Source organism: Pseudomonas fluorescens (genome assembly GCF_041354075.1).
Classification (GTDB): Bacteria; Pseudomonadota; Gammaproteobacteria; order Pseudomonadales; family Pseudomonadaceae; genus Aquipseudomonas; species Aquipseudomonas fluorescens_CE.
This window is the reverse complement of the sequence record NZ_JARZGC010000013.1, coordinates 96,276-117,235: the sequence shown is the minus strand read 5'-3', so window position 1 is coordinate 117,235 and position 20,960 is coordinate 96,276. Positions and strand designations below refer to the sequence as shown.

General features: G+C 62.4%; 17 protein-coding genes. 13 read left to right on the top strand and 4 right to left on the bottom strand.

The features are described 5' to 3' along the window. Position 1: 1 nt before the first annotated feature. The 3 genes from QIW53_RS17855 to QIW53_RS17845 all read left to right on the top strand — a co-directional run bounded on the left by QIW53_RS17855 (position 2) and on the right by QIW53_RS17845 (position 3,287). Complete coding sequence (locus QIW53_RS17855) at positions 2 to 670, top strand: ABC transporter permease (protein WP_371050925.1); 669 nt, start codon at positions 2 to 4, stop codon at positions 668 to 670. A 43-nt stretch (positions 671 to 713) separates the two neighbouring features. After that, complete coding sequence (locus QIW53_RS17850) at positions 714 to 1,610, top strand: glycine betaine ABC transporter substrate-binding protein (RefSeq protein WP_371050923.1); 897 nt, start codon at positions 714 to 716, stop codon at positions 1,608 to 1,610. A 132-nt stretch (positions 1,611 to 1,742) separates the two neighbouring features. Continuing rightward, entirely contained in the window at positions 1,743 to 3,287 is a 1,545-nt protein-coding gene (locus QIW53_RS17845) for an amidase family protein (protein ID WP_371050922.1), read from the top strand. A gap of 9 nt (positions 3,288 to 3,296) precedes the next feature. On the opposite strand, the gene QIW53_RS17840 is transcribed toward QIW53_RS17845, so the two are convergent. After that, positions 3,297 to 4,181, bottom strand: a complete 885-nt coding sequence (locus QIW53_RS17840) for a LysR substrate-binding domain-containing protein (protein WP_371050921.1) — start codon at positions 4,179 to 4,181, stop codon at positions 3,297 to 3,299. A 145-nt stretch (positions 4,182 to 4,326) separates the two neighbouring features. Here QIW53_RS17840 and ydiJ point away from each other — a divergent pair, with 145 nt between their 5' ends. From ydiJ to QIW53_RS17815, 5 genes are all read left to right on the top strand, one after another. Continuing rightward, entirely contained in the window at positions 4,327 to 7,356 is a 3,030-nt protein-coding gene (gene ydiJ, locus QIW53_RS17835) for a D-2-hydroxyglutarate dehydrogenase YdiJ (protein ID WP_371050920.1), read from the top strand. Between the two features lie 217 nt (positions 7,357 to 7,573). Next, positions 7,574 to 8,734 (top strand): DUF1624 domain-containing protein, encoded by a 1,161-nt coding sequence (locus tag QIW53_RS17830; protein ID WP_371050918.1) that lies wholly within the window; start codon positions 7,574 to 7,576, stop codon positions 8,732 to 8,734. A gap of 345 nt (positions 8,735 to 9,079) precedes the next feature. Continuing rightward, positions 9,080 to 11,641 (top strand): nitrite reductase large subunit NirB, encoded by a 2,562-nt coding sequence (gene nirB / locus QIW53_RS17825; protein ID WP_371050917.1) that lies wholly within the window; start codon positions 9,080 to 9,082, stop codon positions 11,639 to 11,641. Beyond that, on the top strand, positions 11,641 to 12,018 hold the full coding sequence (nirD, locus tag QIW53_RS17820; RefSeq protein ID WP_371050916.1) for a nitrite reductase small subunit NirD: 378 nt from the start codon (positions 11,641 to 11,643) through the stop codon (positions 12,016 to 12,018). Before nirB ends, nirD begins: the two co-directional genes overlap by 1 nt. Before the next feature lie 37 nt (positions 12,019 to 12,055). Beyond that, positions 12,056 to 12,496 carry a CBS domain-containing protein gene (locus tag QIW53_RS17815; RefSeq protein WP_192308273.1) on the top strand — a complete coding sequence of 147 codons (441 nt, stop codon included), beginning with the start codon at positions 12,056 to 12,058 and terminating at the stop codon, positions 12,494 to 12,496. A 22-nt stretch (positions 12,497 to 12,518) separates the two neighbouring features. Here the strand turns inward: QIW53_RS17815 and QIW53_RS17810 are convergent, their stop codons facing one another. Both QIW53_RS17810 and QIW53_RS17805 read right to left on the bottom strand, forming a co-directional pair. Continuing rightward, a complete protein-coding gene (locus QIW53_RS17810) occupies positions 12,519 to 13,151 on the bottom strand; it encodes a response regulator (protein ID WP_371050915.1) in 633 nt (210 codons plus the stop codon). Positions 13,152 to 13,178: 27 nt separating this feature from the next. Continuing rightward, on the bottom strand, positions 13,179 to 14,540 hold the full coding sequence (locus tag QIW53_RS17805) for a cache domain-containing protein (RefSeq protein ID WP_201191975.1): 1,362 nt from the start codon (positions 14,538 to 14,540) through the stop codon (positions 13,179 to 13,181). A 320-nt stretch (positions 14,541 to 14,860) separates the two neighbouring features. On the opposite strand from QIW53_RS17805, the gene QIW53_RS17800 reads away from it, so the two are divergent. Continuing rightward, the gene (locus QIW53_RS17800; protein ID WP_371050914.1) at positions 14,861 to 16,918 is read left to right on the top strand and encodes a carbon starvation CstA family protein; all 2,058 of its coding nucleotides are present in this window, start codon (positions 14,861 to 14,863) and stop codon (positions 16,916 to 16,918) included. Between the two features lie 14 nt (positions 16,919 to 16,932). Continuing rightward, positions 16,933 to 17,130 carry a YbdD/YjiX family protein gene (locus tag QIW53_RS17795; protein WP_371050913.1) on the top strand — a complete coding sequence of 66 codons (198 nt, stop codon included), beginning with the start codon at positions 16,933 to 16,935 and terminating at the stop codon, positions 17,128 to 17,130. 137 nt (positions 17,131 to 17,267) lie between these two features. Here QIW53_RS17795 and QIW53_RS17790 read toward each other — a convergent pair whose 3' ends face one another. Continuing rightward, positions 17,268 to 17,495: a DUF6555 family protein gene (locus QIW53_RS17790; protein ID WP_371050912.1), complete on the bottom strand. Its 228-nt coding sequence runs from the start codon at positions 17,493 to 17,495 to the stop codon at positions 17,268 to 17,270. A gap of 151 nt (positions 17,496 to 17,646) precedes the next feature. Between QIW53_RS17790 and QIW53_RS17785 the strand changes: the two genes are divergently transcribed. From QIW53_RS17785 to hemN, 3 genes are all read left to right on the top strand, one after another. After that, a complete protein-coding gene (locus QIW53_RS17785) occupies positions 17,647 to 18,090 on the top strand; it encodes a CopD family copper resistance protein (protein ID WP_371050911.1) in 444 nt (147 codons plus the stop codon). Positions 18,091 to 18,199: 109 nt separating this feature from the next. Beyond that, positions 18,200 to 19,546, top strand: a complete 1,347-nt coding sequence (locus tag QIW53_RS17780; RefSeq protein WP_371050910.1) for a coproporphyrinogen III oxidase — start codon at positions 18,200 to 18,202, stop codon at positions 19,544 to 19,546. Positions 19,547 to 19,567: 21 nt separating this feature from the next. Continuing rightward, the gene (gene hemN, locus QIW53_RS17775) at positions 19,568 to 20,956 is read left to right on the top strand and encodes an oxygen-independent coproporphyrinogen III oxidase (protein WP_371050908.1); all 1,389 of its coding nucleotides are present in this window, start codon (positions 19,568 to 19,570) and stop codon (positions 20,954 to 20,956) included. The last annotated feature ends 4 nt before the right edge of the window (positions 20,957 to 20,960 follow it).

The window sequence follows — 20,960 nt, the reverse complement described above, 5'->3', positions numbered from 1 at the left end:
CATGTCCGAGCTGATCAGCAGATTTTGGCAGGGGCTCCAGTATTACTGGGGCGATATCAGCTACCTGACGGTCCAGCACCTGCAGATCGTCGCCATCAGCGGAGTCCTGGCGCTGATCGTGGCGCTGCCGTTGGGCGTGTGGATGAGCCGCCCGGCGAACCAGCGTTACGCCATGGCCAGCATGCAGTTCCTCAATGTGGGGCAGGCGATACCCAAGCTGGCGTTGCTCGCGTTGGCCATGAGCCTCATCGGCGTGGGCAGCGGCGCGGCCATCATCGGCTTGTTTGTCGCGACGTTGCTGCCGGTGGCTGTCAACACCTATGAAGGCTTGCGGTCGATACCGCCGCACTTGATTGAAGCGGCAGAAGCCATGGGCATGACGCCCGCTGAAACTCTGTGGAAAGTCGAAATTCCCAATGCGATGAACGTGATTTTCGCCGGGATCCGCACGGCGCTCGCGATCAACGTCGGGACCGCGCCGTTGGCGTTCCTGGTCGGTGGGGGAGGACTGGGCGAATTGATCTTCACCGGGATCGACTTGAACGACTTCGGCATGATGCTGGCCGGTGCGGCGTCGACCGCCATTCTGGCGATTGCCGTCGATCTGGGCTGCGGCGTGATCCAGACGCTGACGGTGTCGCGCGGCTTGCGGCTGGCCGGGCGCGATTGAACCCCAGGGCAATGTACATAAATCAATAATTACGAGGTGCATGATGACTGATCGAATCCTGGCCAGGCTGTTGATTACGCTGAGTCTTGTTTTGGGTTTCATGGGCAGCGCTTCTGCCAACAGCAACATTGTGGTGGGCGGCAAGAAATTCACCGAGCAACAACTGGTGGCCGAAATGACCTCCCAGCTGCTGCGCGCCAATGGCTACAGCGTCGACAAGCGTGCGGACCTGGGCTCCTCCGTCTTGCGCGCCGCCCAGGAAAACGGGCAGGTTGACGTGTATTGGGAATACACCGGCACCTCGCTGGTGATCTACAACAAGGTGACTGACAAGCTCAACGCCGACGAAACCTACCAGCGCATCAGCACCCTTGACGCGCAGAAGGGCATCACCTGGCTGAACCCTTCCAAGGCCAACAACACCTATGCCTTTGCGATGCGCAAGGATGAGGCTGAAAAAGAGGGCATTGTTTCGATCAGCGACCTGGCGCAAAACATTGGCGCCGGCAAGAGCTACAAGTTCGCGTCCAACGCCGAGTTCTTTTCCCGCACCGATGGCTTGCGTCCTCTCCAGGACATGTACCAGTTCGAGTTCGAGCGCAAGAACGTCGTGCGCATGGACGGCGGCCTGACCTATCAGGCGCTCAGGGACGGCCAGGTGAACGTGGCCCTGGTGCTGTCCACCGATGGGCGAATCCCGGCCTTTGGTTTTGTGGTGCTCAAGGACGACAAGGGATTTTTTCCCAGTTATGCGCTGACGCCGGTCATTCGCACTGAAGTCTTCAAGGAAAATCCCAAGGTCGGCGAACTGCTCAATGCCCTGTCCTCCAAGCTGGACGACGACACCATTGCCGGTCTCAATTCCCGCGTCGACGTTGGCCGTGAATCCATCGAAAGCGTGTCCAGGGAATTCCTGCAGCAGAACAAGTTGATCCAGTGACCTCGCGCTGACGTTCAACCGGGCCGGCCGACAGCGCCGGCCCGTTTTTATCCGATCTGTCTACAGGCCCGCGCCGACCACGGGAGGCGCGGGCTCATTGCATTCGTCTGTCATTCTTCGGAGAGTTACCCTATGCAGTTGAATAAACAGTGGATGGCTTGCTCGGTGCTGCTGCTGGCGGCCAGTGCCCAGGCCGATAACGGCATCGATCGCATGACCCTGGCCGATATGCGTCAGGCCCTGGACAAGGGCGACATCAGTTCCGAGCAACTGGTCAGGCACTATCTGGACAACATTCAGGCGAACAATCGTCAGGGGCAGCAGATCAATGCCCTGGTGACGGTCAATGAGCAGGCGATCGAGCAGGCCCGCCTGTGGGATGCCGAGCGGGCGAAAAATCCCGGTGCGCGATTCGCGCCGCTGGCCGGCATTCCGTTTGTGGTGAAGGACAATTTCGACACCGCTGACATGGTCACCTCCGGCGGTTCCTACGTTTTGCGCTCCTCCGTGCCGAGTCAGGACGCGTTCACCGTGAAGAAGCTGATCGACGGCCAGGCCATTGTGCTGGGCAAGGCCAATCTGTCGGAGCTCGCCGCGTCCTTTGGCTGGTTTGGCTACAGCTCGTTTGGCGGCCAGACGCTCAACCCGAAAAACACCCGACGTGATGCGTCCGGCTCCAGCAGTGGCTCGGCCGCCTCCGTGGCGGCGGCCTTCGCACCCTTTGCGCTGGGCTCCGACACCAGTGGCTCGATTCGCGCACCGGCCAGCGTGACGGGTACCGTAGGGTTTCGACCTTCGCTGGGGCTGATCAGCCGCAGCGGCATCATTCCGCTGTCGCTGGCGTTCGATACCGGCGGCGTGATCACCAACAGCGTGCGGGATCAGGCCATCGTGCTCGATGCGATCAAGGGGCCGGACACCCGGGATTCGGCGACGCTGGACATCGCCACCGACACCATCCAGTTCGAGCAAGCGCTCAAGGGCGCCTCGCTCAAGGGCAAGACCATCGGCGTGATCAGCAACTTCAAGGGCGCCAATGCTGAAGTGGACAGGGTGTTTCAGGCGGCACAGAAAACCCTTGGCGAGCGCGGTGCCCGTGTCGTCGCCATCGAACTGCCCAAGGCGTTCGAGACGCTCTGGAGCGATGTGCTCGGCCCGGTGGGGGAGAGTGAATTCAAGCCACAGTTCGAGCGCTATCTGGCGACTCTCGATCCAGGCCAGCCGCGCACCCTGGCGCAGTTTCTCGAGCTGGCCAGGAAAAACCAGGCCGAGAACGGCCCGCACGGGATGAACCCGGCGCGCCTGGCCGGCCTGGAAGCGCTGGCGAAAACCGACAGCACCGATTCGCCTCAGTACATCTCGATCCTGACGCGCAAGATCCCGCAGTTGCGTGCGCAACTGACAGACATCATGCGCCGGAACAAGGTGGACAGCCTGTTTTTCGCGACCATCAATTGTCCGGCGTCGGTGGTGCATGGCGTGACCGATGACAGCTACGTCTGCCATGCCGGCGATACCTACGCCTCGTCGTACATCGCCTCGGCGACGGGGTTCCCCGAGATCACGGTGCCGGCCGGCACCATCCGGGGCAACCTGCCGGTCGGAGTGTCGTTCCTTGGAGGTTATGGCGAAGATGCCAAGGTCGTGGGGTTCGGCTACGCCTTCCTGGGCCGCTGAGCCTGCAACTCAGATCTGTTCCAGCAACCACGAACGAAACGCGGCCAGGGAGGGCAGCATTTCGTTGCGCGGCGGGTAGGCCAGGTAGTAGCTGCGCTGGCTGGCAAAGGGCAGGTCGAGGCTGATCAGCTCGCCGTTGGCCAACTCGTCGCTGACCAGGATACGCGGCACCAGGCCGATGCCGATGCCCGCCCGCACGGCCTGGATCAGGTGTGAGGTGAGTTCGAAGCTCGGCCCCAGGCGCATCATGCGATGGGGCAGGCCGTGGTGGCTGAACCACTCGCCCCAGACGTTGGCGTTGGTCGCGACATTGAGCAGGGTCTGCCCGCCGATGCGCTCCGGGGGCCAGGTGCCTTCGGTTTGCGCCGCTTGCGGGGACATGATCACCATCAGTTCCTCGGTGTGCAGCCGATGGCTGATCAGGCCCGGCAAGTCGGCCGAGCCGACCACGATCGCGGCATCGATGCCGCTGGACTCGAAGTCGATGGCGTCGATGCGGGAATGGATGTGCACCAGCATGCCCGGGTGACGCGTGTAGAAATCATGCAGGCGCGGCAGCAACCACTTCGAGCCGAACGTCGGCAGGGTGGCCAGGCGCAGGGTGCCGCTGCCGGACTGATACGCCATGGCTTGCAAGGTGGCGCTGCGGATGCGTCCCAGCGCTTCGCTCATTTCCCGCTGGTAAAGACGCCCGACGTCGGTCAACTGCACCTGCCGGCCTTCGCGGCGGAACAGGGTCAACCCCAGTTGCTGCTCCAGCGCCTGGACCTGACGGCTGACCGCGCTCTGGGTCAGGGACAGCTCCATCGCGGCGCGGGTGTAGCTTTCATGGCGGGCGGCCGCTTCAAAGGCCAGCAGCAGCGACATCGATGGCGTAAGGTGGCGATAATTCATTCATAAAACTCATCGATAGCGGCCCAATTTTCCGTTTGTTCGACGGATGTACCTGCGAGATCATTGGCGAAACCAACGACCTGAGGCTGGCCTATTAATGCTCAGGCGACAAGTATTATGAATTTTCCGTGATGAGACCACCGCCATGATCGCCCAACTGACGACCGCGACGCCCACGCAGCACTACCCGGAATTTCTCCAGGCCCTGCAAGCCAGCGGCTTTCGCGGTCAAGTCAGTGCCGACTACGCCACCCGCACCGTGCTGGCGACCGACAATTCGATCTATCAGCGCTTGCCGCAGGCGGCCGTGTTCCCGCTGGATGCGGACGACATCGCACGCATTGCGACCCTGATGGCCGAGCCGCGTTTTCGCCGGATCAAGTTGACGCCACGGGGCGGGGGCACCGGGACCAACGGCCAGTCGCTGACCGACGGGGTGGTGGTCGACCTGTCGCGACACATGAACAAGGTGCTGGAAATCAACGTCGCCGAACGCTGGGTGCGGGTGGAGGCGGGGGTGGTCAAGGATCAGCTCAACGCCGCGCTCAAGCCCCACGGGCTGTTCTTCGCCCCGGAGCTGTCGACGTCCAACCGCGCCACCGTGGGCGGCATGATCAACACCGACGCCAGCGGCCAGGGCAGTTGCACCTACGGCAAGACCCGCGATCACGTCCTCGAACTGCATAGCGTGCTGCTCGGCGGCGAGCGCCTGCACAGCCAGCCGCTGACCGACGACGAGCTGGCACAGGCGTGCGCCAGGCCCGGTCGCATCGGCGAGGTGTATCGCACGGCGCGGCACATTCAGGAAACCCAGGCTGACCTCATCGAATCGGTGTTTCCCAAGCTCAACCGCTGCCTGACCGGTTATGACCTGGCGCACCTGCGCGACGAACAGGGGCGTTTCAACCTCAACAGCGTGCTGTGCGGTGCGGAGGGGTCACTGGGCTATATCGTCGAAGCCAAGCTCAACGTGTTGCCGATTCCGAAGTATTCGGTGCTGGTCAACGTGCGTTACGCCAGCTTCATGGACGCGCTGCGTGATGCCAACGCCTTGCTGGCGCACAAGCCGCTGTCGATCGAAACCGTGGACTCCAAGGTCTTGCTGCTGGCGATGAAAGACATCGTCTGGCACAGCGTCGCCGAGTATTTCCCCAGTGACGCGGAGCGCGCGACCCTGGGCATCAACCTGGTGGAATTCAGCGGCGAGGACGTGGCGCAGGTCAACGCCGAGGTGGCGGCCTTCGTGACGCACCTGCAAGCCGACACCACCATCGAGCGCCTGGGCCACACCCTGGCTGAAGGCGCCGAGGCGGTGAATCGCGTCTACACCATGCGCAAGCGTTCGGTGGGGTTGCTGGGCAACGTCGAGGGCGAGATTCGTCCGCAGCCGTTCGTGGAAGACACCGCCGTGCCGCCGGAAAAACTCGCCGACTACATTGCCGAGTTCCGTGCCTTGCTCGACAGTCATGGTCTGGCCTACGGCATGTTCGGGCACGTGGATGCCGGGGTGCTGCACGTGCGGCCGGCGCTGGACATGAAAGACCCGGCCCAGGCGGCACTGGTCAAGCCGATTTCCGATGCGGTGGCCGCGCTGACCCAGCGTTACGGCGGGCTGCTGTGGGGCGAGCACGGCAAGGGGCTGCGTTCGGAATACGTCCCGGCGTTTTTCGGCGAGCTGTACCCGGCGCTGCAATCACTCAAGGGCGCATTCGACCCGCACAACCAGCTCAACCCCGGCAAGATCTGCACCCCGCCGGACGCCGAGCAGGGTTTGCTCAAGGTCAACGAGGTGACGCTGCGCGGCGACATGGACCGGCAGATCGACGAGCGCGTGTGGCAAAGCTTCGGCAGCGCCGTGCACTGCAACGGCAACGGCGCCTGCTACAACTACGACCCCAACGACGCCATGTGCCCGTCGTGGAAAGCTACCCGCGAGCGCCAGCATTCGCCCAAGGGGCGGGCGTCGTTGATTCGCGAGTGGTTGCGCCTGCAAGGCGCGGCCGACATCGATGTGCTGGCCGCCGCACGCAGCAAGGTGTCGTGGCTGCGCGGGCTGCCCGCCCGGCTGCGCAACAACCTGGCGCGTTCGCGGGGCGAGGCGGATTTTTCCCATGAGGTCTACGACGCCATGGCCGGTTGCCTGGCCTGTAAATCCTGCGCGGGGCAATGCCCGATCAAGGTCAACGTTCCGGAATTCCGCTCGCGCTTCCTTGAGCTGTATCACGGTCGGTATCAACGGCCGCTGCGCGATTACCTGATCGGCTCGCTGGAGTTCACCATCCCTTACTTGGCCTACGCGCCGGGGCTGTACAATGCGGTGATGGGCTCGAAATGGATCAGCCGCCTCCTTGAGCGCCATGTCGGCATGCTCGACAGCCCGCTGATCCACCGCTTCGACTTGCAGACCACGCTGACCCGTTGCAAGGTCGCGGTCGCCAGCGTGCCGGCCCTGCGCGAGTTGAGCGCGGCGCAGCGCGAGCGCAGTGTGGTGCTGGTGCAGGATGCCTTCACGCGCTACTTCGAAACCCCGTTGTTGGCGAACTTCATCCAGTTGGCGCATCAACTCGGCTATCGGGTGTTCCTGGCGCCGTACAGTGCCAACGGCAAGCCGTTGCAGGTCCAGGGATTCCTCGGTGCCTTCGCCAGGGCGGCGATTCGCAACGGCACTCAACTCAAGGCATTGGCCGATTGCGGTGTGCCGCTGGTGGGTCTGGATCCGGCGATGACCCTGGTCTATCGCCAGGAATACCCGAAAGTGCCCGGCCTCGAAGATTGCCCCAAGGTGCTGCTGCCCCAGGAATGGCTGCTGGACGCGCTGCCGGACAACCCCCGCCCCGTGAGCCAGACCTTCCGCTTGCTGGCCCACTGCACCGAGAAAACCAACGTCCCGGCGAGCACTGCGCAATGGCAGACGGTGTTCGCAAAACTGGGGCTCAAGCTGGTGACGGAGGCGACTGGCTGCTGCGGCATGTCCGGGACCTACGGCCATGAAGCGCGCAACCAGGAGACCTCGCGGACCATCTTCGAGCAATCCTGGGCCGGCAAACTGGACAAGCCGGGCGAGGCGTTGGCGACGGGTTACTCCTGCCGCAGCCAGGTCAAGCGCCAGGCGGACAAGCAGTTGCGCCATCCGCTGGAAGCGTTGCTGGAGCATTGCGGGCGGGTAGGGGGCTGATACGCGTCCACTGCAGGAGCAGACTGGTCCCGGGCGGCGTTTCGCCGGAGTTCGTCAACGATGACGTTGGCAGTCTGACACCCAGCGGTGTCTGCGAGTCCATCGCGAGCATGCTCGCTCCTACAGGTGGGGGCGCAGGGGGCAGGTGAAAAAGCTTGAGATGTTATAGGGTAACAATATAAGGTGCTCGCCCTCTGTCCCGATGTTGCGAATACCCATGACCCTTGCACCCCCCCGTCCCGCCGTTGACCGTCTTCTCAGCATCGATGCGCTGAGGGGCCTGGTGATTCTGTTCATGCTGCTCGACCACGTGCGCGAGACCTTCTTCCTGCATCATCAGGTGGCCGATCCCATGAACATCGCCACGACCGAGCCTGCGTTGTTCTTCAGTCGTACCCTGGCGCATCTGTGCGCCCCGGTGTTCGTGCTTCTCACCGGGCTGTCGGCCTGTCTCTACGGCGAGAAGTACGCGGGCAAGGCCGATGTCTGTGCTTTTCTGTTCAAGCGCGGGCTTTTCCTGGTGGTGTTGGAGTTCACCCTGGTCAATTTCGCCTGGACCTTCCAGTTGCCGCCAACGGTCATCTATCTGCAAGTGATCTGGGCCATTGGCCTGAGCATGATTGCGTTGTCGGCGCTGGTCTGGTTGCCGCGTCCGCTGTTGCTGCTGCTGAGCGTAGTGATCATCGCCGGACACAACCTGCTGGACACGCTGCACTTTCCCGTCGAGTCGGCGCTGCACGCGCCTTGGGCGGTCCTGCATGATCGCGGCTGGATCGAGGTGTCCGAAGGCTTGCGACTGCGCACCTCTTATCCGCTGCTGCCGTGGATCGGGGTCATCGGCCTGGGTTATGCCATGGGGCCGTGGTTTGGGAAAATGGCCGACGCTGCCGTGCGTCAACGCGCCTTGTTGATCGGCGGTGGGGTCGGGCTGGTGGGGTTCTTCGCCCTGCGCCTGCTCAACGGCTACGGCGAGAAGCCCTGGAGCCTGGGCGAGTCGTCCATGCAAACGCTGATGAGCTTTCTCAATATCACCAAGTATCCGCCGTCGCTGCTGTTCCTGACACTGACCTTGAGCATCGGCTGCCTGCTGCTCCTGGGGTTCGAGCGGGCGCAGCAGCGTCGCTGGTTGCGTCCTTTGGCGGTATTCGGCGCGGCACCGATGTTTTTCTACCTGTTGCATCTGTATGCGTTGAAGGTGCTGTACCTCATGGCGGTGGCGCTGTTCGGCCTGAACCAGGGCAACTGGTTCGGTTTCAGCTCGATCGGCGCGGTGTGGCTGGCCGCCGTGGTACTGGCCATCGCCCTGTATCGGCCGGTCAAGGCCTTCGCCGGCTTGAAAGCGCGTCGCCGTGACATTGCCTGGCTCAAATACCTTTGATCGTGCACTTTTATAAAGCCCCGGCGCCCGGCGTTGCACTATGCGAAGGCAAACGCGCCGTTGATCTTCAGCGGCTGCCCGAGGCGCAAATGCCCATGGGGCGGTGCATTCGGGCAGGGTTGGCGCAATCTGGCACAAACACTGCAGTACACCTGGCAGGCCCACCACCAACGAGTCGAGTGGGCAGCCCGCCCGGTCAATGACGATCGAATCGTGGGCAACATCGGTGGATCAGGCATAGCTGTCTGGGCTCAACACCGCAAAAGAACAGGCAAAGACGCCTGGAACCGCAAGGTTTCAGGCGTTTTTTTTTGCTTTTTTAACCGTATTAGCCAGGTGCTCCTTATGAACTCCAATGTTGCCGTGTTGAACAAATTGCAAACGCTGGTCGTGATCGGCAATGGCATGGTCGGCCATCATTGCGTCGAGCAGTTGATCGAGAAGGGCGCGCTGGAGCATTACCGCATCCACGTGTTCAGCGAGGAGCCGATGCGAGCCTATGATCGCGTGCACCTGTCCGAATACTTCACCGGCCGCGACGCCGAATCCCTGGCCCTGGGTGACGCCGCGCTGTATCAGCGGCCCGGTGTGACCCTGCACCTGGGTGTGCCGGTGCTGGAGATCGACCGCGCCGCTCGCCAGGTGATCACTGCACAGGGCAGCACCGCCTACGACACCTTGATCCTGGCCACCGGTTCCTATCCGTTCGTGCCGCCGGTCGAAGGCGCCGAGGGCGATTCGCGCCTGGTGTATCGCACCCTCGAAGACCTCGATGCGATCCGCATCGCCGCGTCCAATGCGCGCCGTGGTGTGGTGGTCGGCGGTGGCCTGCTGGGCCTGGAAGCGGCCAACGCCCTGAAAAGCCTCGGCCTGGAAGCACACGTGGTGGAATTTGCGCCGCGCCTGATGCCGGTGCAACTGGACGAAATGGGCGGGCTGGCCCTCAAGGCGCAGATCGAACGGCTGGGCGTTGGCGTGCACCTGTCCCGCGCCACGCAGTCGATCAGCGCGGGCGATGCCTATCGCTACCGGATGAATTTCGCCAACGAGGAATTCCTCGAAACCGACCTGATCGTGTTCTCGGCAGGCATCCGTGCCCAGGATGCACTGGCCCGTCAATGCGCGCTGGAAATCGGCCCGCGTGGCGGTGCGGTCATCGACAACCATTGCCTGACCAGCGACCCCGCCATCTATGCCATCGGCGAGTGCGCTTCGTGGAACGGCAGCCTCTTCGGCCTGGTCGCACCGGGCTACCAGATGGCCCGCAACGTCGCCGCGCAATTGTGCAATGAGGCGGCAGAACCCTTCATGGGCGCGGACATGTCGACCAAGCTCAAGTTGCTGGGTGTGGACGTCGGCTCCATTGGCGATGCCCAGGGCAGCACCCCGGGTTCGCGCAGCTACCAGTTCATCGACGAAGCCAGTGCCAGCTACCGGCGCCTGGTGGTGGACGCGGGCGGCAAGCATGTGATTGGTGCGGTACTGGTCGGCGACAACAGCTACTACGACACGCTGCTGCAATACGCGCAGAACGCCATTGCATTGCCAGCGGAACCGGCCGGCCTGATCCTGCCGTCCTCCGAAGGCGCCCCGACCCTGGGCCCGGGCGCGTTGCCGCAGTCGGCCACGATCTGCTCCTGCCACAACGTCACCAAAGGCTCGGTCTGTTCGGCGATCGACAGCGGCTGCACCGACCTCGGCGTGCTCAAGACCCAGACCAAGGCCGGCACCGGTTGCGGCGGGTGCGCCAGCTTGCTCAAGCAAGTCTTCGAACATGAGCTGACCGCGCGCGGTGTCAGTGTCGACAAGAGCCTGTGCGAACACTTCGCCTACACCCGCCAGGAGTTGTATGCGCTGGTGCGCGTTGAAGGGATCATCAGCTTCGACGAATTGCTGGCCAAGCATGGCCGTGGCCACCACGGCTGCGACATCTGCAAACCGGCGGTGGGCAATATCCTGGCTTCCTGCTGGAACCAGCCGATCATGGACGCCTCGCTGGTGCCGTTGCAGGACACCAACGACACCTTCATGGCCAACATGCAGAAGAACGGCACCTATTCGGTGGTGCCCCGCATCCCGGGTGGCGAAATCACCGCCGACAAGCTGATCGCGATTGGCGTGGTGGCGAAAAAATACGACCTCTACACCAAGATCACCGGCGGTCAGCGCATCGACCTGTTCGGCGCGCAATTGCATGAGCTGCCGGACATCTGGTCCGAACTGATAGAAGCCGGTTTCGAGACCGGGCACGCCTACGGCAAATCCACCCGCACGGTGAAATCCTGCGTCGGCAGCACCTGGTGCCGTTACGGCGTGCAGGACAGCGTGCAAATGGCCTTGACCCTGGAAGACCGCTACAAAGGCCTGCGCTCGCCGCACAAACTCAAGTTCGCGGTGTCGGGTTGCACCCGCGAATGCGCCGAGGCGCAAAGCAAGGACGTCGGCGTGATCGCCACCGAGAAGGGCTGGAACCTGTACATCGCCGGCAACGGTGGCATGCGTCCACGCCACGCGGAGCTGTTCGCCACTGACCTGGACGACGAAACGCTGATCCGCTACATCGACCGCTTCCTGATGTTCTACATCCGCACCGCCGATAAGCTGCAACGCACCTCGGTCTGGCGCGAAAGCCTGGACGGCGGCCTCGATTACCTCAAGGACGTGATCCTCCACGACAGCCTCGGGCTGGGCGCCGAGCTCGAAGCGCAGATGCAACTGGTGGTGGACCGCTACGAATGCGAGTGGGCAAACGCCCTGCAAGACCCCGAAAAACTCAAGCGCTTCCGTACCTTCGTCAACGATAAACGCCCGGACCCGGACATCCACTTTGTCCAGGAACGCGGTCAGCGCCGGCCGATCATGGCCGCCGAACTCAACCTTATCCCGGTCACCGAGGAGACAGTCTGATGAGCCAATTCAATACCCAACGCGTGCAGCCCCTGAACGACACCGACGCCTGGCAGGCCGTGTGTGCGCAACAGGACCTGGTCAGCAACTCCGGCGTGGTCGTCTGGCTCGATGGAGCCCAGGTGGCGCTGTTCTACCTGCCCGGTGCCGAGGGCAAGACCCTCTACGCCATCGACAACCACGACCCGCAATCCGGGGCGAACGTCATTGGCCGTGGCCTGGTGGGCAGCATCAAGGGTGATCTGGTGGTGGCTTCGCCTATCTACAAACAGCATTTCCGCCTGGAGGACGGCACCTGCCTGGAATACCCGCAACAGCGCCTGCGGGTGTGGCCGGTGCGGTTGAACGGCGACGCCGTGGAAGTCAGCGTTTGTTGAAGGCAAGCGCCATGGCGCCGGCGCAGGAGAGACGTACATGAAAACAGCCGCACAGTTGCTCAAGACCAAGATCGTGCAGAACCAGCAGGTCCACAGCATCGCCCCCGACCAGATGGTGCTGGAGGCGCTGAAGCTGATGGCGGAAAAGAATGTCGGCGCCTTGCCGGTGATCGAGGCGGGGCAGGTGGTGGGCGTGGTCAGTGAACGCGATTACGCACGCAAGGTGGTGCTGCAGGGGCGATCGTCGGTGGGTACGCCGGTGCGCGACATCATGAGCGCACCTGTGGTGACTGCCGACAGTCAGCAGAGCATCGAGCGCTGCATGGCGGTGATGACCGACAGCCATCTGCGCCATCTGCCGGTGCTGGAGGGTGGGGCACTGATCGGTCTGCTGTCGATCGGTGATCTGGTCAAGGAAGCCATCGTCGAGCAGACCGAGCTGGTCCGCCAGCTGGAGCATTACATTCGCGGGCATTAGCCCCCACGTCGCCAGGGCGGGCCTACCTGGAAATGATCCCGTGATCGATGGCGTACTTGACCAGCGCCGCCGGCTTGTCGATGTTGAGCTTGCGGCGGATGCTCAGGCGGTGGGTTTCCACGGTGCGCACGCTGATGTCGAGGTCGCGGGCCATTTCCTTGTTGTTCATGCCCTGGGCCATCTTGTACAGCACCTGGCTTTCACGCGGTGTCAGCTCGTTGTCGGTGCTTTTGTCGGCGATCAGCCGTTGGGCGATCTCGGCGCTGTAGAAGGTTCCGCCGCTGGCAATCGCTTCGATGGCGGCGATGATTTCCCGTGACGGGGCGTTTTTCAGCACATAGCCGCTGGCCCCTGAACGCACCGATTCGCTGACGTATTCGTAATTGTCGTACATGCTCAGTACCAGCACTTTCAGCGCCGGGTACTGGCTGCGCAGCAGGCGGGTCAGCTCCAGGCCGTTGATGTCCTTGAGGCTGATATCGACCAGCAGCAGGTCCGGCTGGCAGCGCCCGACCATCTCGATGGCCTCGGCACCGTTCTCGGCCTCACCGACCACTTCCAGCGGGGACATGACCGACAACAGCGCCCGGATGCCGTCGCGGACCAGCGAGTGATCGTCGACCAGGGCGACGCGGATCGGGGAGGGCAGGTTCATCAAGGGCATCTCTCTCTTGTTGTCGGATCAGCGTTTGGCGCCGGGCATCTTCATGGGCAGCAGCACGTCCAGCCCGGTTCTGCCCGGAATCGAGATCAGCTCGAATCGCCCACCGAAATGTTCGACGCGCTCACGGATGTTGCGCAGGCCAATTCCGGCCTGATGGCGCTCGGCCTGGGCGACATTGAAACCGACGCCGTCATCGATCACCGTCAGTTGAATGGATTGTGCCGTGCCGCGCAGGGTAATGGAGACGTTTTTTGCTTGCGCGTGCCGTTCGATGTTGGTCAGGCCTTCCTGCACGATGCGAAACAGGGCCACGGCGGCGCCGTCCACCAGGTGGCAATCGAACTCATTGTCGTTGTAGGTCACGGTCAAGCCGCTGCGTTGCTCGAACTCTTCGGCAAGCTGGCCAATGGCAGCGGAGAGGCCGAGGGTGTCGAGCAGGGAGGAACGCAAGTCGTGAGAGAGGCTGCGAACTTCGCCAATCGCTTCTCCCAGGCGTTCGGTGGCCTCGCGCAAAATGCCCAGGCCCCGGTCCTGGCCCTTTTCCAGAACCAGGCTGGCCAGCTCGAACTGGAACTTGATGGAGACCAGCACCTGACTGATGCCGTCGTGCAGCTCCCGGGAAACCCGCGAGCGCTCTTCCTCCTGCAAGCTGACGATGCGTTGGGTCAGGCGTTGCAGCTTCTTGTCCGCCAAGCGGTGCTCGCTGACGTTGAGGGTCATGCCGCTGGCAAACACGAACAGCACCGCCACCAGTGCGACCGCCGCAATCGCCAGCATGGTGGTGCGGATGCCCTGAGCCACCTCGTCGCGCGCCTGTTGGGTGGCGCGTTCCACGTCTTCCAGGTAAATGCCGGTGCCGAGCATCCAGCCCCAGCGGTCGAGCATCACCACGTAGGCCAGTTTGTCGGTCACCTGGCCGGAGGAGGGTTTGTTCCAGGCATAACGCTGAAAGCCTTCACCCGATTGCGCGCTTTTGAGCAGGGCCTGGATCACCGGCAGGCCGTGCGGGTCTTTCATGTCCCACAGGTATTGCCCGACCAGGTCCGATTGCCGCGCATGCATCAGGCTGCGGCCATCGCGATCGTAGACAAAGAAGTAGCCGTTGATGCCAAAGCTGAGCTTGCGCAGCTCCTCCAGCACCTGCTGCTGGGCGTGTGCGTCTCCGCGACCGTCGTCGTACAGCGGCGCGATCAGGCTCTGGGCCATCTCCACGTAGTTTTTCAGCTCGGCGCGCTTGCTCGCCAGGATGCTGTCTTCGATCAGTTGCGCCTGTTGATCGCCCAGGTGGCGATTGAGCGAAATCACCAGCGCGCAGATGACCGCGACCGCCAGCACCAGCGGCAGAATCCCGAGGGCGACGATTTTGTGTTTGAGCTGCATGGGTACTCCTGCCTGGCTCCTGCAGGGGACTGGGGCGGGGCGGCGGTGGGCGAAGGCCGGCATCATAGGCCAAAGATACGCTTCTGGAGTAGTACTGCCGGGCGGAATGACCGATGGCTCGCCGTTGAAACACGGATCCCACAGGGTTTGTATTTCAAGGGGGATTAGAGGGTATCTACGTAGAACTACGTAGAAGTCACGTACGTAGTAACGCGGATTTATTTGTAGACGCCATGCGCAGATATTGGGTCCGCTCCGCACAGCGGACACAATTATAAAAATTACCGCCGCAGTCACGAGCTGTCGGCAGGAGATCTTGTATGCCCCGTCTGGCTAAACACCTCGCCTGGTTTGCCGTGGCTGTTCTGGGTGCGTTCGCGCTGAGTGTCGTGGCCCTGCGCCGCGGCGAAGCGATCAACGCCCTCTGGATCGTAGTCGCGGCCGTCGCCATCTACCTTGTTGCCTACCGCTACTACAGCCTGTTCATCGCCAACAAGGTGATGCAACTGGACCCCAATCGAGCCACGCCCGCCGTGCTCAACAACGACGGTCTGGACTTCGTTCCAACCAACAAACACGTGCTGTTCGGTCACCACTTCGCGGCCATCGCCGGCGCAGGGCCGCTGGTCGGTCCGGTCCTGGCGGCGCAGATGGGCTACCTGCCCGGCACGCTGTGGCTGATTGCCGGCGTGGTGCTGGCCGGTGCGGTGCAGGACTTCATGGTCCTGTTCCTCTCCACCCGCCGCAACGGTCGCTCCCTGGGCGACATGGTGCGTGAAGAAATGGGTCGCATCCCCGGCACCATCGCGCTGTTTGGCTGCTTCCTGATCATGATCATCATCCTCGCGGTGCTGGCGCTGATCGTGGTCAAGGCCCTGGCCGAGAGCCCATGGGGCATGTTCACGGTGATGGCGACCCTCCCGATCGCGATGTTCATGGGCATCTACATGCGCTACATCCGTCCGGGCCGCATCGGTGAGATCTCCATCATCGGCGTGCTGCTGTTGCTCGGTTCGATCTGGCTGGGCGGGCAGATTGCCGCCGATCCGGTCTGGGCCAAGGCGTTCAGCTTCACCGGCGTGCAAATCACCTGGATGTTGATCGGCTACGGTTTCGTGGCTGCAGTCTTGCCGGTGTGGCTGATCCTGGCACCGCGTGACTACCTCTCCACCTTCCTCAAGATCGGCACCATCGTTGCCCTGGCGATCGGCATCCTGGTGACCATGCCCGAGCTGAAAATGCCGGCACTGACCCAGTTCATCGACGGCACGGGCCCGGTGTGGAAGGGCGGTCTGTTCCCGTTCCTGTTCATCACCATCGCCTGCGGCGCGGTTTCGGGTTTCCACGCGCTGATCTCGTCGGGCACCACGCCCAAGCTGCTGGCGAGTGAAGGTCACGCCCGCTATATCGGTTACGGCGGCATGCTGATGGAATCGTTCGTCGCCATCATGGCCATGGTTGCCGCTTCGGTGATCGAGCCAGGCGTGTACTTCGCCATGAACAGCCCGGCCGCCATCGTCGGTGCCGATGCCGTGACCGTGGCACAGACTGTCAGCAGTTGGGGTTTCACCATCACCCCGGAAGCGCTGCAAGCGGTGGCCAAGGACATCGGTGAAACGACCATCCTGGCCCGTGCCGGCGGTGCGCCGACCCTGGCGGTCGGTATCGCGCAGATCCTGCACAGTGTCCTGCCGGGTGAAAACACCATGGCGTTCTGGTACCACTTCGCGATCCTGTTCGAAGCGCTGTTCATTCTGACCGCCGTGGATGCCGGCACCCGCGCCGGGCGTTTCATGCTTCAGGACCTGCTCGGCTCCTTCGTCCCGGCGCTGAAACGCACCGAATCCTGGACCGCCAACCTGATCGCCACCGCCGGTTGTGTGGCGATGTGGGGTTACCTGCTGTACCAGGGCGTGATCGATCCGCTGGGTGGCATCAACACCCTGTGGCCGCTGTTCGGCATCTCCAACCAGATGCTGGCCGGTATCGCGCTGATGCTGGCGACCGTGGTGCTGATCAAGATGAAGCGCCAGCGCTACGTGTGGGTGACCATGCTGCCGGCGGTCTGGCTGCTGATCTGCACCACCACCGCCGGTTTCATCAAGCTGTTCGATGCCAACCCGGCCATCGGCTTCCTGGCCTTGGCCAAGAAATACAGCGACGCGCTGGCCAACGGTCAGGTGCTGGCGCCCGCCAAGAGCATCGAGCAGATGCAGCACGTGATCTACAACGCCTACACCAACGCCACGCTGACCGCGTTGTTCCTGCTGGTGGTCTTCAGCATCCTGTTCTTCGCGCTCAAGGTCGGTGTCGCCGCCTGGGGCACCAAAGAGCGTACGGATAAGGAAGCACCGTTCCAGCCTGTACCGGATGCCTGATCGAGGAGTGCAGCATGTTCAATGACTTTAGTCGCCTGGGTAAATACCTCGGTCAGGCCGCGCGCCTGATGGTCGGCATGCCCGACTATGACACCTACGTCGAGCACATGCAGAGCAAACACCCGGACAAACCGGTGATGAGCTACGAGGTGTTCTTTCGTGAACGCCAGGAAGCCCGTTACGGCAGCAAGGCCGGGCCGAAGTGTTGTTGATTCGATTCCCGGCCTGATGCAACCTCTGTGGGAGCGGGCTTGCTCGCGAAAGCGGTGTGACATTCAACTTGATGTCGACTGACACATTGCTTTCGCGAGCAAGCCCGCTCCCACAGGGGTATTGGGTGAAGATTCATTCACGGCAACTCCTCCCACCTGACCTCGGTCAAACCCGCCTTCTGCGCGAACTCACGCAGTTGCGCCCCGTCACCCTCCGCGCAGGCGTCCTCGTGCCAGACACCGATGTCCGCATGCAGGCAGGCATAGAACCACGCATCGTCATCGCTCATGTGCGAGTCCGGCTGGACGAACAGTCGACGTGAGTCGTTCAAGCGATAGGTGATTTCGAAGTGCCTGGGGCGCATCAACCAATTCTCCAGATGATGCGACTCCGACCTAGATGGCATCGTGCCAGTTCCGTTTATTTTTGGATCCGGATTTCTTGATCGGCATCAACCGCACTCGGCGACGTCTCGGGTAGGCTGCACGCAGGCCCGACTCGAGCGCCAGAACCCCATGCTTTATCCGCTGTTTCTCACCTTGCACCTGTTTGCCGCGCTGATCTTCATTGGCACGGTGTTCTTCGAAGTGCTGTTTCTGGAAAACATTCGCAAGAAGTTGCCCGCCAAAGTGATGCTGCTGGTCGAGGAGGGCGTGGCCCGCCGTGCCCGCCAGTTGATGCCCTGGGTGTTGCTGGTGTTGTTCGGCGCAGGCATCGGCATGGTCTGGTTGCGTTACCTGCCGCTGTTGGCCACGCCTCTGGCCTCGTCGTTCGGCACCTTGCTGATGCTGAAAATCCTCGCCGCCGTGAGCGTACTCGGGCATTTCCTGGCGGCCATGATCCTGTTCAAGACCGGGCGCATGAACGCCCGTTACGTGCATTTCATCCATGCCAGCGTGTTCGGCCACATGGTGGTCATCGTCTTGCTGGCCAAGGGCATGTTTTTCCTGACCTGGTGACCGGCGGTCCGCTCCTTTAAACCCGTGGCTTGCAGCTTGATACAAGTCAAGGAGCGTTGAACGGCAATCCCGGAAACTAAGGGCCTGCGACCCGTCTCGGAGACCCGTCATGCTCGATTTCTTTGCCAAACCCGGCGAGCCGGTCGCTCGCTGCGATCAGGGCGTACTCGACCCCAACTGTCATGCCGATACGCAAAAATTCCACGACGGCATCGGCTCCCTGGACCTGCTGCGCGCCGTGCGCGTCAGCCGCCAGAAGCGCCGGCCGTTGTCGCTGAACGTTCAACTGCCGTCGAACCTCACGTCATCCTGCTGCACGCCGCCCGAGGCGCTCGGCGAGCACGCCGCCCTCGAGCAGTACCTGGAGCGCCTGAAGCGCGAGATCGATCTGGTCGGTTGTCACCTCAGCCCCGATCAGCGGGTCGAGCAGTTTCACCTGGGCGGTGGCACCCCGAGCATCGCCCATCTCCAGCAGTTGATGAATCATCTGCGTCGTCGGTTTCATTTCCTCGAGCATGAGTGCGGCGACTACAGCGCCGAGGTCGACTTGCAGCACACCGATTGGTCGATCATGGGCGCGTTGCGCGAGCAGGGTTTCAATCACGTCAGCATCGGTGTCCCGGATATCGACGGCAATTGCCAGAGGTCAGTGACCTGCTACCAGGACCCGGCGCCGATCAATTCCCTGATCGATGCCGCCCGCACCTTTGGTTTTCGCTCGGTGAATGTCGATCTGGGCTTCGGCCATGCCTGGCAAACACCGGACAGTTTTGCCGCCAAGCTCAGGACCATCATCGAGCTGGAGCCGGACCGGTTGCTGGTGTTCGACTATGCGCGCCCGCCACGCCGCTACCGGCCGATGATCGGTGACAAGGTCAGGGCGTTGTGCAGCCAGGAAGACAAGGGCGCGATGCGCCAGATCTGCTTCGAACAGTTGATCGCTGCCGGTTATCACTATATCGGCATGGGGCAGTTCGTGCGCCCCGACGATGACCTGGCCATCGCTCAGGAGCGCGGCCGCTTGCGTCGCACTTGCGACGGTTTTACCCGTCATGGCTTCTGTGACCACATTGGCTTCGGTGTGGGCGCCATCAGTCAGATCGATGACCTGTACACGCAGAACACCGAGGTGATCGAGCGGTATCAGCGCCAGTTGGACAACGATCAGCTGCCGACGGCCCGGGGATGGCGTTTCGAGTCGGGGGAGCAGATCCGTCACACGGTCACGGAACGGCTGGCGTGTGACCTGGAATTGGATATCCGTGCCATCGAGCGACGCTACGGTCTGGTCTTTCCCCGCTACTTCGCCTCGGTCTGGCCACTGCTGGAGCAATTGAGTCGTGACGGCCTGATCGAGTTATCGGACCGTTTCATCAGCATTCTTCCTGCCGGCCGGCAGGAAGTGGACGTCATCTGCAATCTGTTTGAAAAGGAATCGGGCAGTGCAAGGCATTAACCCTTTTTGTGAGTTGAATTGATGAAATCTTCGTTCGATTTCAATCGCCCCCTGGTCGAGAAATACGACCGCCCGGGGCCGCGCTACACCTCTTACCCGACGGCGCCGCAGTTTCATCAGGCCTTTGCCGTCGACGACTACCAGCAGGCGGCACGCAGCAGCAATCAGGCCGCCGCGCCGAAACCGCTGTCGGTGTACATCCACATTCCGTTCTGCAAAAGCCTTTGCTACTACTGCGCCTGCAACAAGATCATCACCCAGAAGACCCATCGGGCCGTCGAGTACCTGAGCTACCTCAAGCGTGAAATCGCCATGCAGTCGGCCCTGTTCGACAGCACGCGCAAGCTCACGCAATTGCACCTGGGCGGCGGCACCCCGACCTACCTGACCAGCGAGCAGTTGGCCGACCTGATGGCGTGCCTGCACCAGTGCTTCGACATGGACGACAGCGACAACCACGAATTTTCCATCGAGGTCGACCCGCGCACCATCAGCACCGAACGCATCGAGACCTTGCGCCAACTGGGTTTCAATCGCCTGAGTTTCGGCGTGCAGGACTTCGATCCCGACGTGCAGGCCGCCGTCAACCGCCAGCAGAGCGAAGAGCAGATATACGCCTTGGTCGCGGCGGCACGGCAGGCGAAATTCAAGTCGATCAGCGTCGACCTGATCTACGGCTTGCCACTGCAAACGGTGAACAGTTTCGATGTCACCCTGGGCAAGATCATTGCACTGCGCCCGGACCGGATCGCGGCCTACAGTTACGCGCACCTGCCGGAAATGGTCCGCGCGCAACGCCTGATCCGCCCCGAGGACATGCCGCCACCGGAGCGCAAGCTCGAGCTGCTGGAACTGACCATTCGCCGTCTCACCGAAGCCGGGTACGTCTACATCGGCATGGACCACTTTGCCTTGCCGGACGACGAGCTGACCCTGGCCCGCAGCCGGGGCACCCTGCAGCGCAATTTCCAGGGTTACTCGACCCATGCCGACTGCGATTTGATCGGCCTGGGTGTGTCGTCGATCGGCAAGGTCGGCGACAGCTACAGCCAGAGCGTCAAGGAGCTTTCGCAATATTACGCACGCATCGACCAGGGTTTGCTGCCGGTGCACCGCGGCTACCGCCTGACGGCCGACGACCTGTTGCGCCGCGAAGTGATCAGCGACCTGATGTGCCATGGGCGTATCGACTTCGGCACGTTCGAGGCACGCCATGGCATTCGTTTTACCGAGTATTTCGCCGAGGCGCTGGCGCAGCTCGAAGAGCATGTGCGTGACGGACTGCTGCAGATTCACCCGACCGAACTGGTGCTGTTGCCCCAGGGCCATTTGATGATGCGCAGCGCCGCCATGGCGTTTGATGCGTACCTGGGTGGAGAACAGAAAGGCCGCTTTTCCCGCACCGTTTAAGCCC

Coding starts and splice junctions, on each gene's coding strand:
- QIW53_RS17855 (WP_371050925.1), top strand. CDS start 2: ATGTCCGAGCTGATCAGCAGATTTTGGCAGGGGCTCCAGTATTACTGG.
- QIW53_RS17850 (WP_371050923.1), top strand. CDS start 714: ATGACTGATCGAATCCTGGCCAGGCTGTTGATTACGCTGAGTCTTGTT.
- QIW53_RS17845 (WP_371050922.1), top strand. CDS start 1,743: ATGCAGTTGAATAAACAGTGGATGGCTTGCTCGGTGCTGCTGCTGGCG.
- QIW53_RS17840 (WP_371050921.1), bottom strand. CDS start 4,181: ATGAATTATCGCCACCTTACGCCATCGATGTCGCTGCTGCTGGCCTTT.
- ydiJ (WP_371050920.1), top strand. CDS start 4,327: ATGATCGCCCAACTGACGACCGCGACGCCCACGCAGCACTACCCGGAA.
- QIW53_RS17830 (WP_371050918.1), top strand. CDS start 7,574: ATGACCCTTGCACCCCCCCGTCCCGCCGTTGACCGTCTTCTCAGCATC.
- nirB (WP_371050917.1), top strand. CDS start 9,080: ATGAACTCCAATGTTGCCGTGTTGAACAAATTGCAAACGCTGGTCGTG.
- nirD (WP_371050916.1), top strand. CDS start 11,641: ATGAGCCAATTCAATACCCAACGCGTGCAGCCCCTGAACGACACCGAC.
- QIW53_RS17815 (WP_192308273.1), top strand. CDS start 12,056: ATGAAAACAGCCGCACAGTTGCTCAAGACCAAGATCGTGCAGAACCAG.
- QIW53_RS17810 (WP_371050915.1), bottom strand. CDS start 13,151: ATGAACCTGCCCTCCCCGATCCGCGTCGCCCTGGTCGACGATCACTCG.
- QIW53_RS17805 (WP_201191975.1), bottom strand. CDS start 14,540: ATGCAGCTCAAACACAAAATCGTCGCCCTCGGGATTCTGCCGCTGGTG.
- QIW53_RS17800 (WP_371050914.1), top strand. CDS start 14,861: ATGCCCCGTCTGGCTAAACACCTCGCCTGGTTTGCCGTGGCTGTTCTG.
- QIW53_RS17795 (WP_371050913.1), top strand. CDS start 16,933: ATGTTCAATGACTTTAGTCGCCTGGGTAAATACCTCGGTCAGGCCGCG.
- QIW53_RS17790 (WP_371050912.1), bottom strand. CDS start 17,495: ATGCGCCCCAGGCACTTCGAAATCACCTATCGCTTGAACGACTCACGT.
- QIW53_RS17785 (WP_371050911.1), top strand. CDS start 17,647: ATGCTTTATCCGCTGTTTCTCACCTTGCACCTGTTTGCCGCGCTGATC.
- QIW53_RS17780 (WP_371050910.1), top strand. CDS start 18,200: ATGCTCGATTTCTTTGCCAAACCCGGCGAGCCGGTCGCTCGCTGCGAT.
- hemN (WP_371050908.1), top strand. CDS start 19,568: ATGAAATCTTCGTTCGATTTCAATCGCCCCCTGGTCGAGAAATACGAC.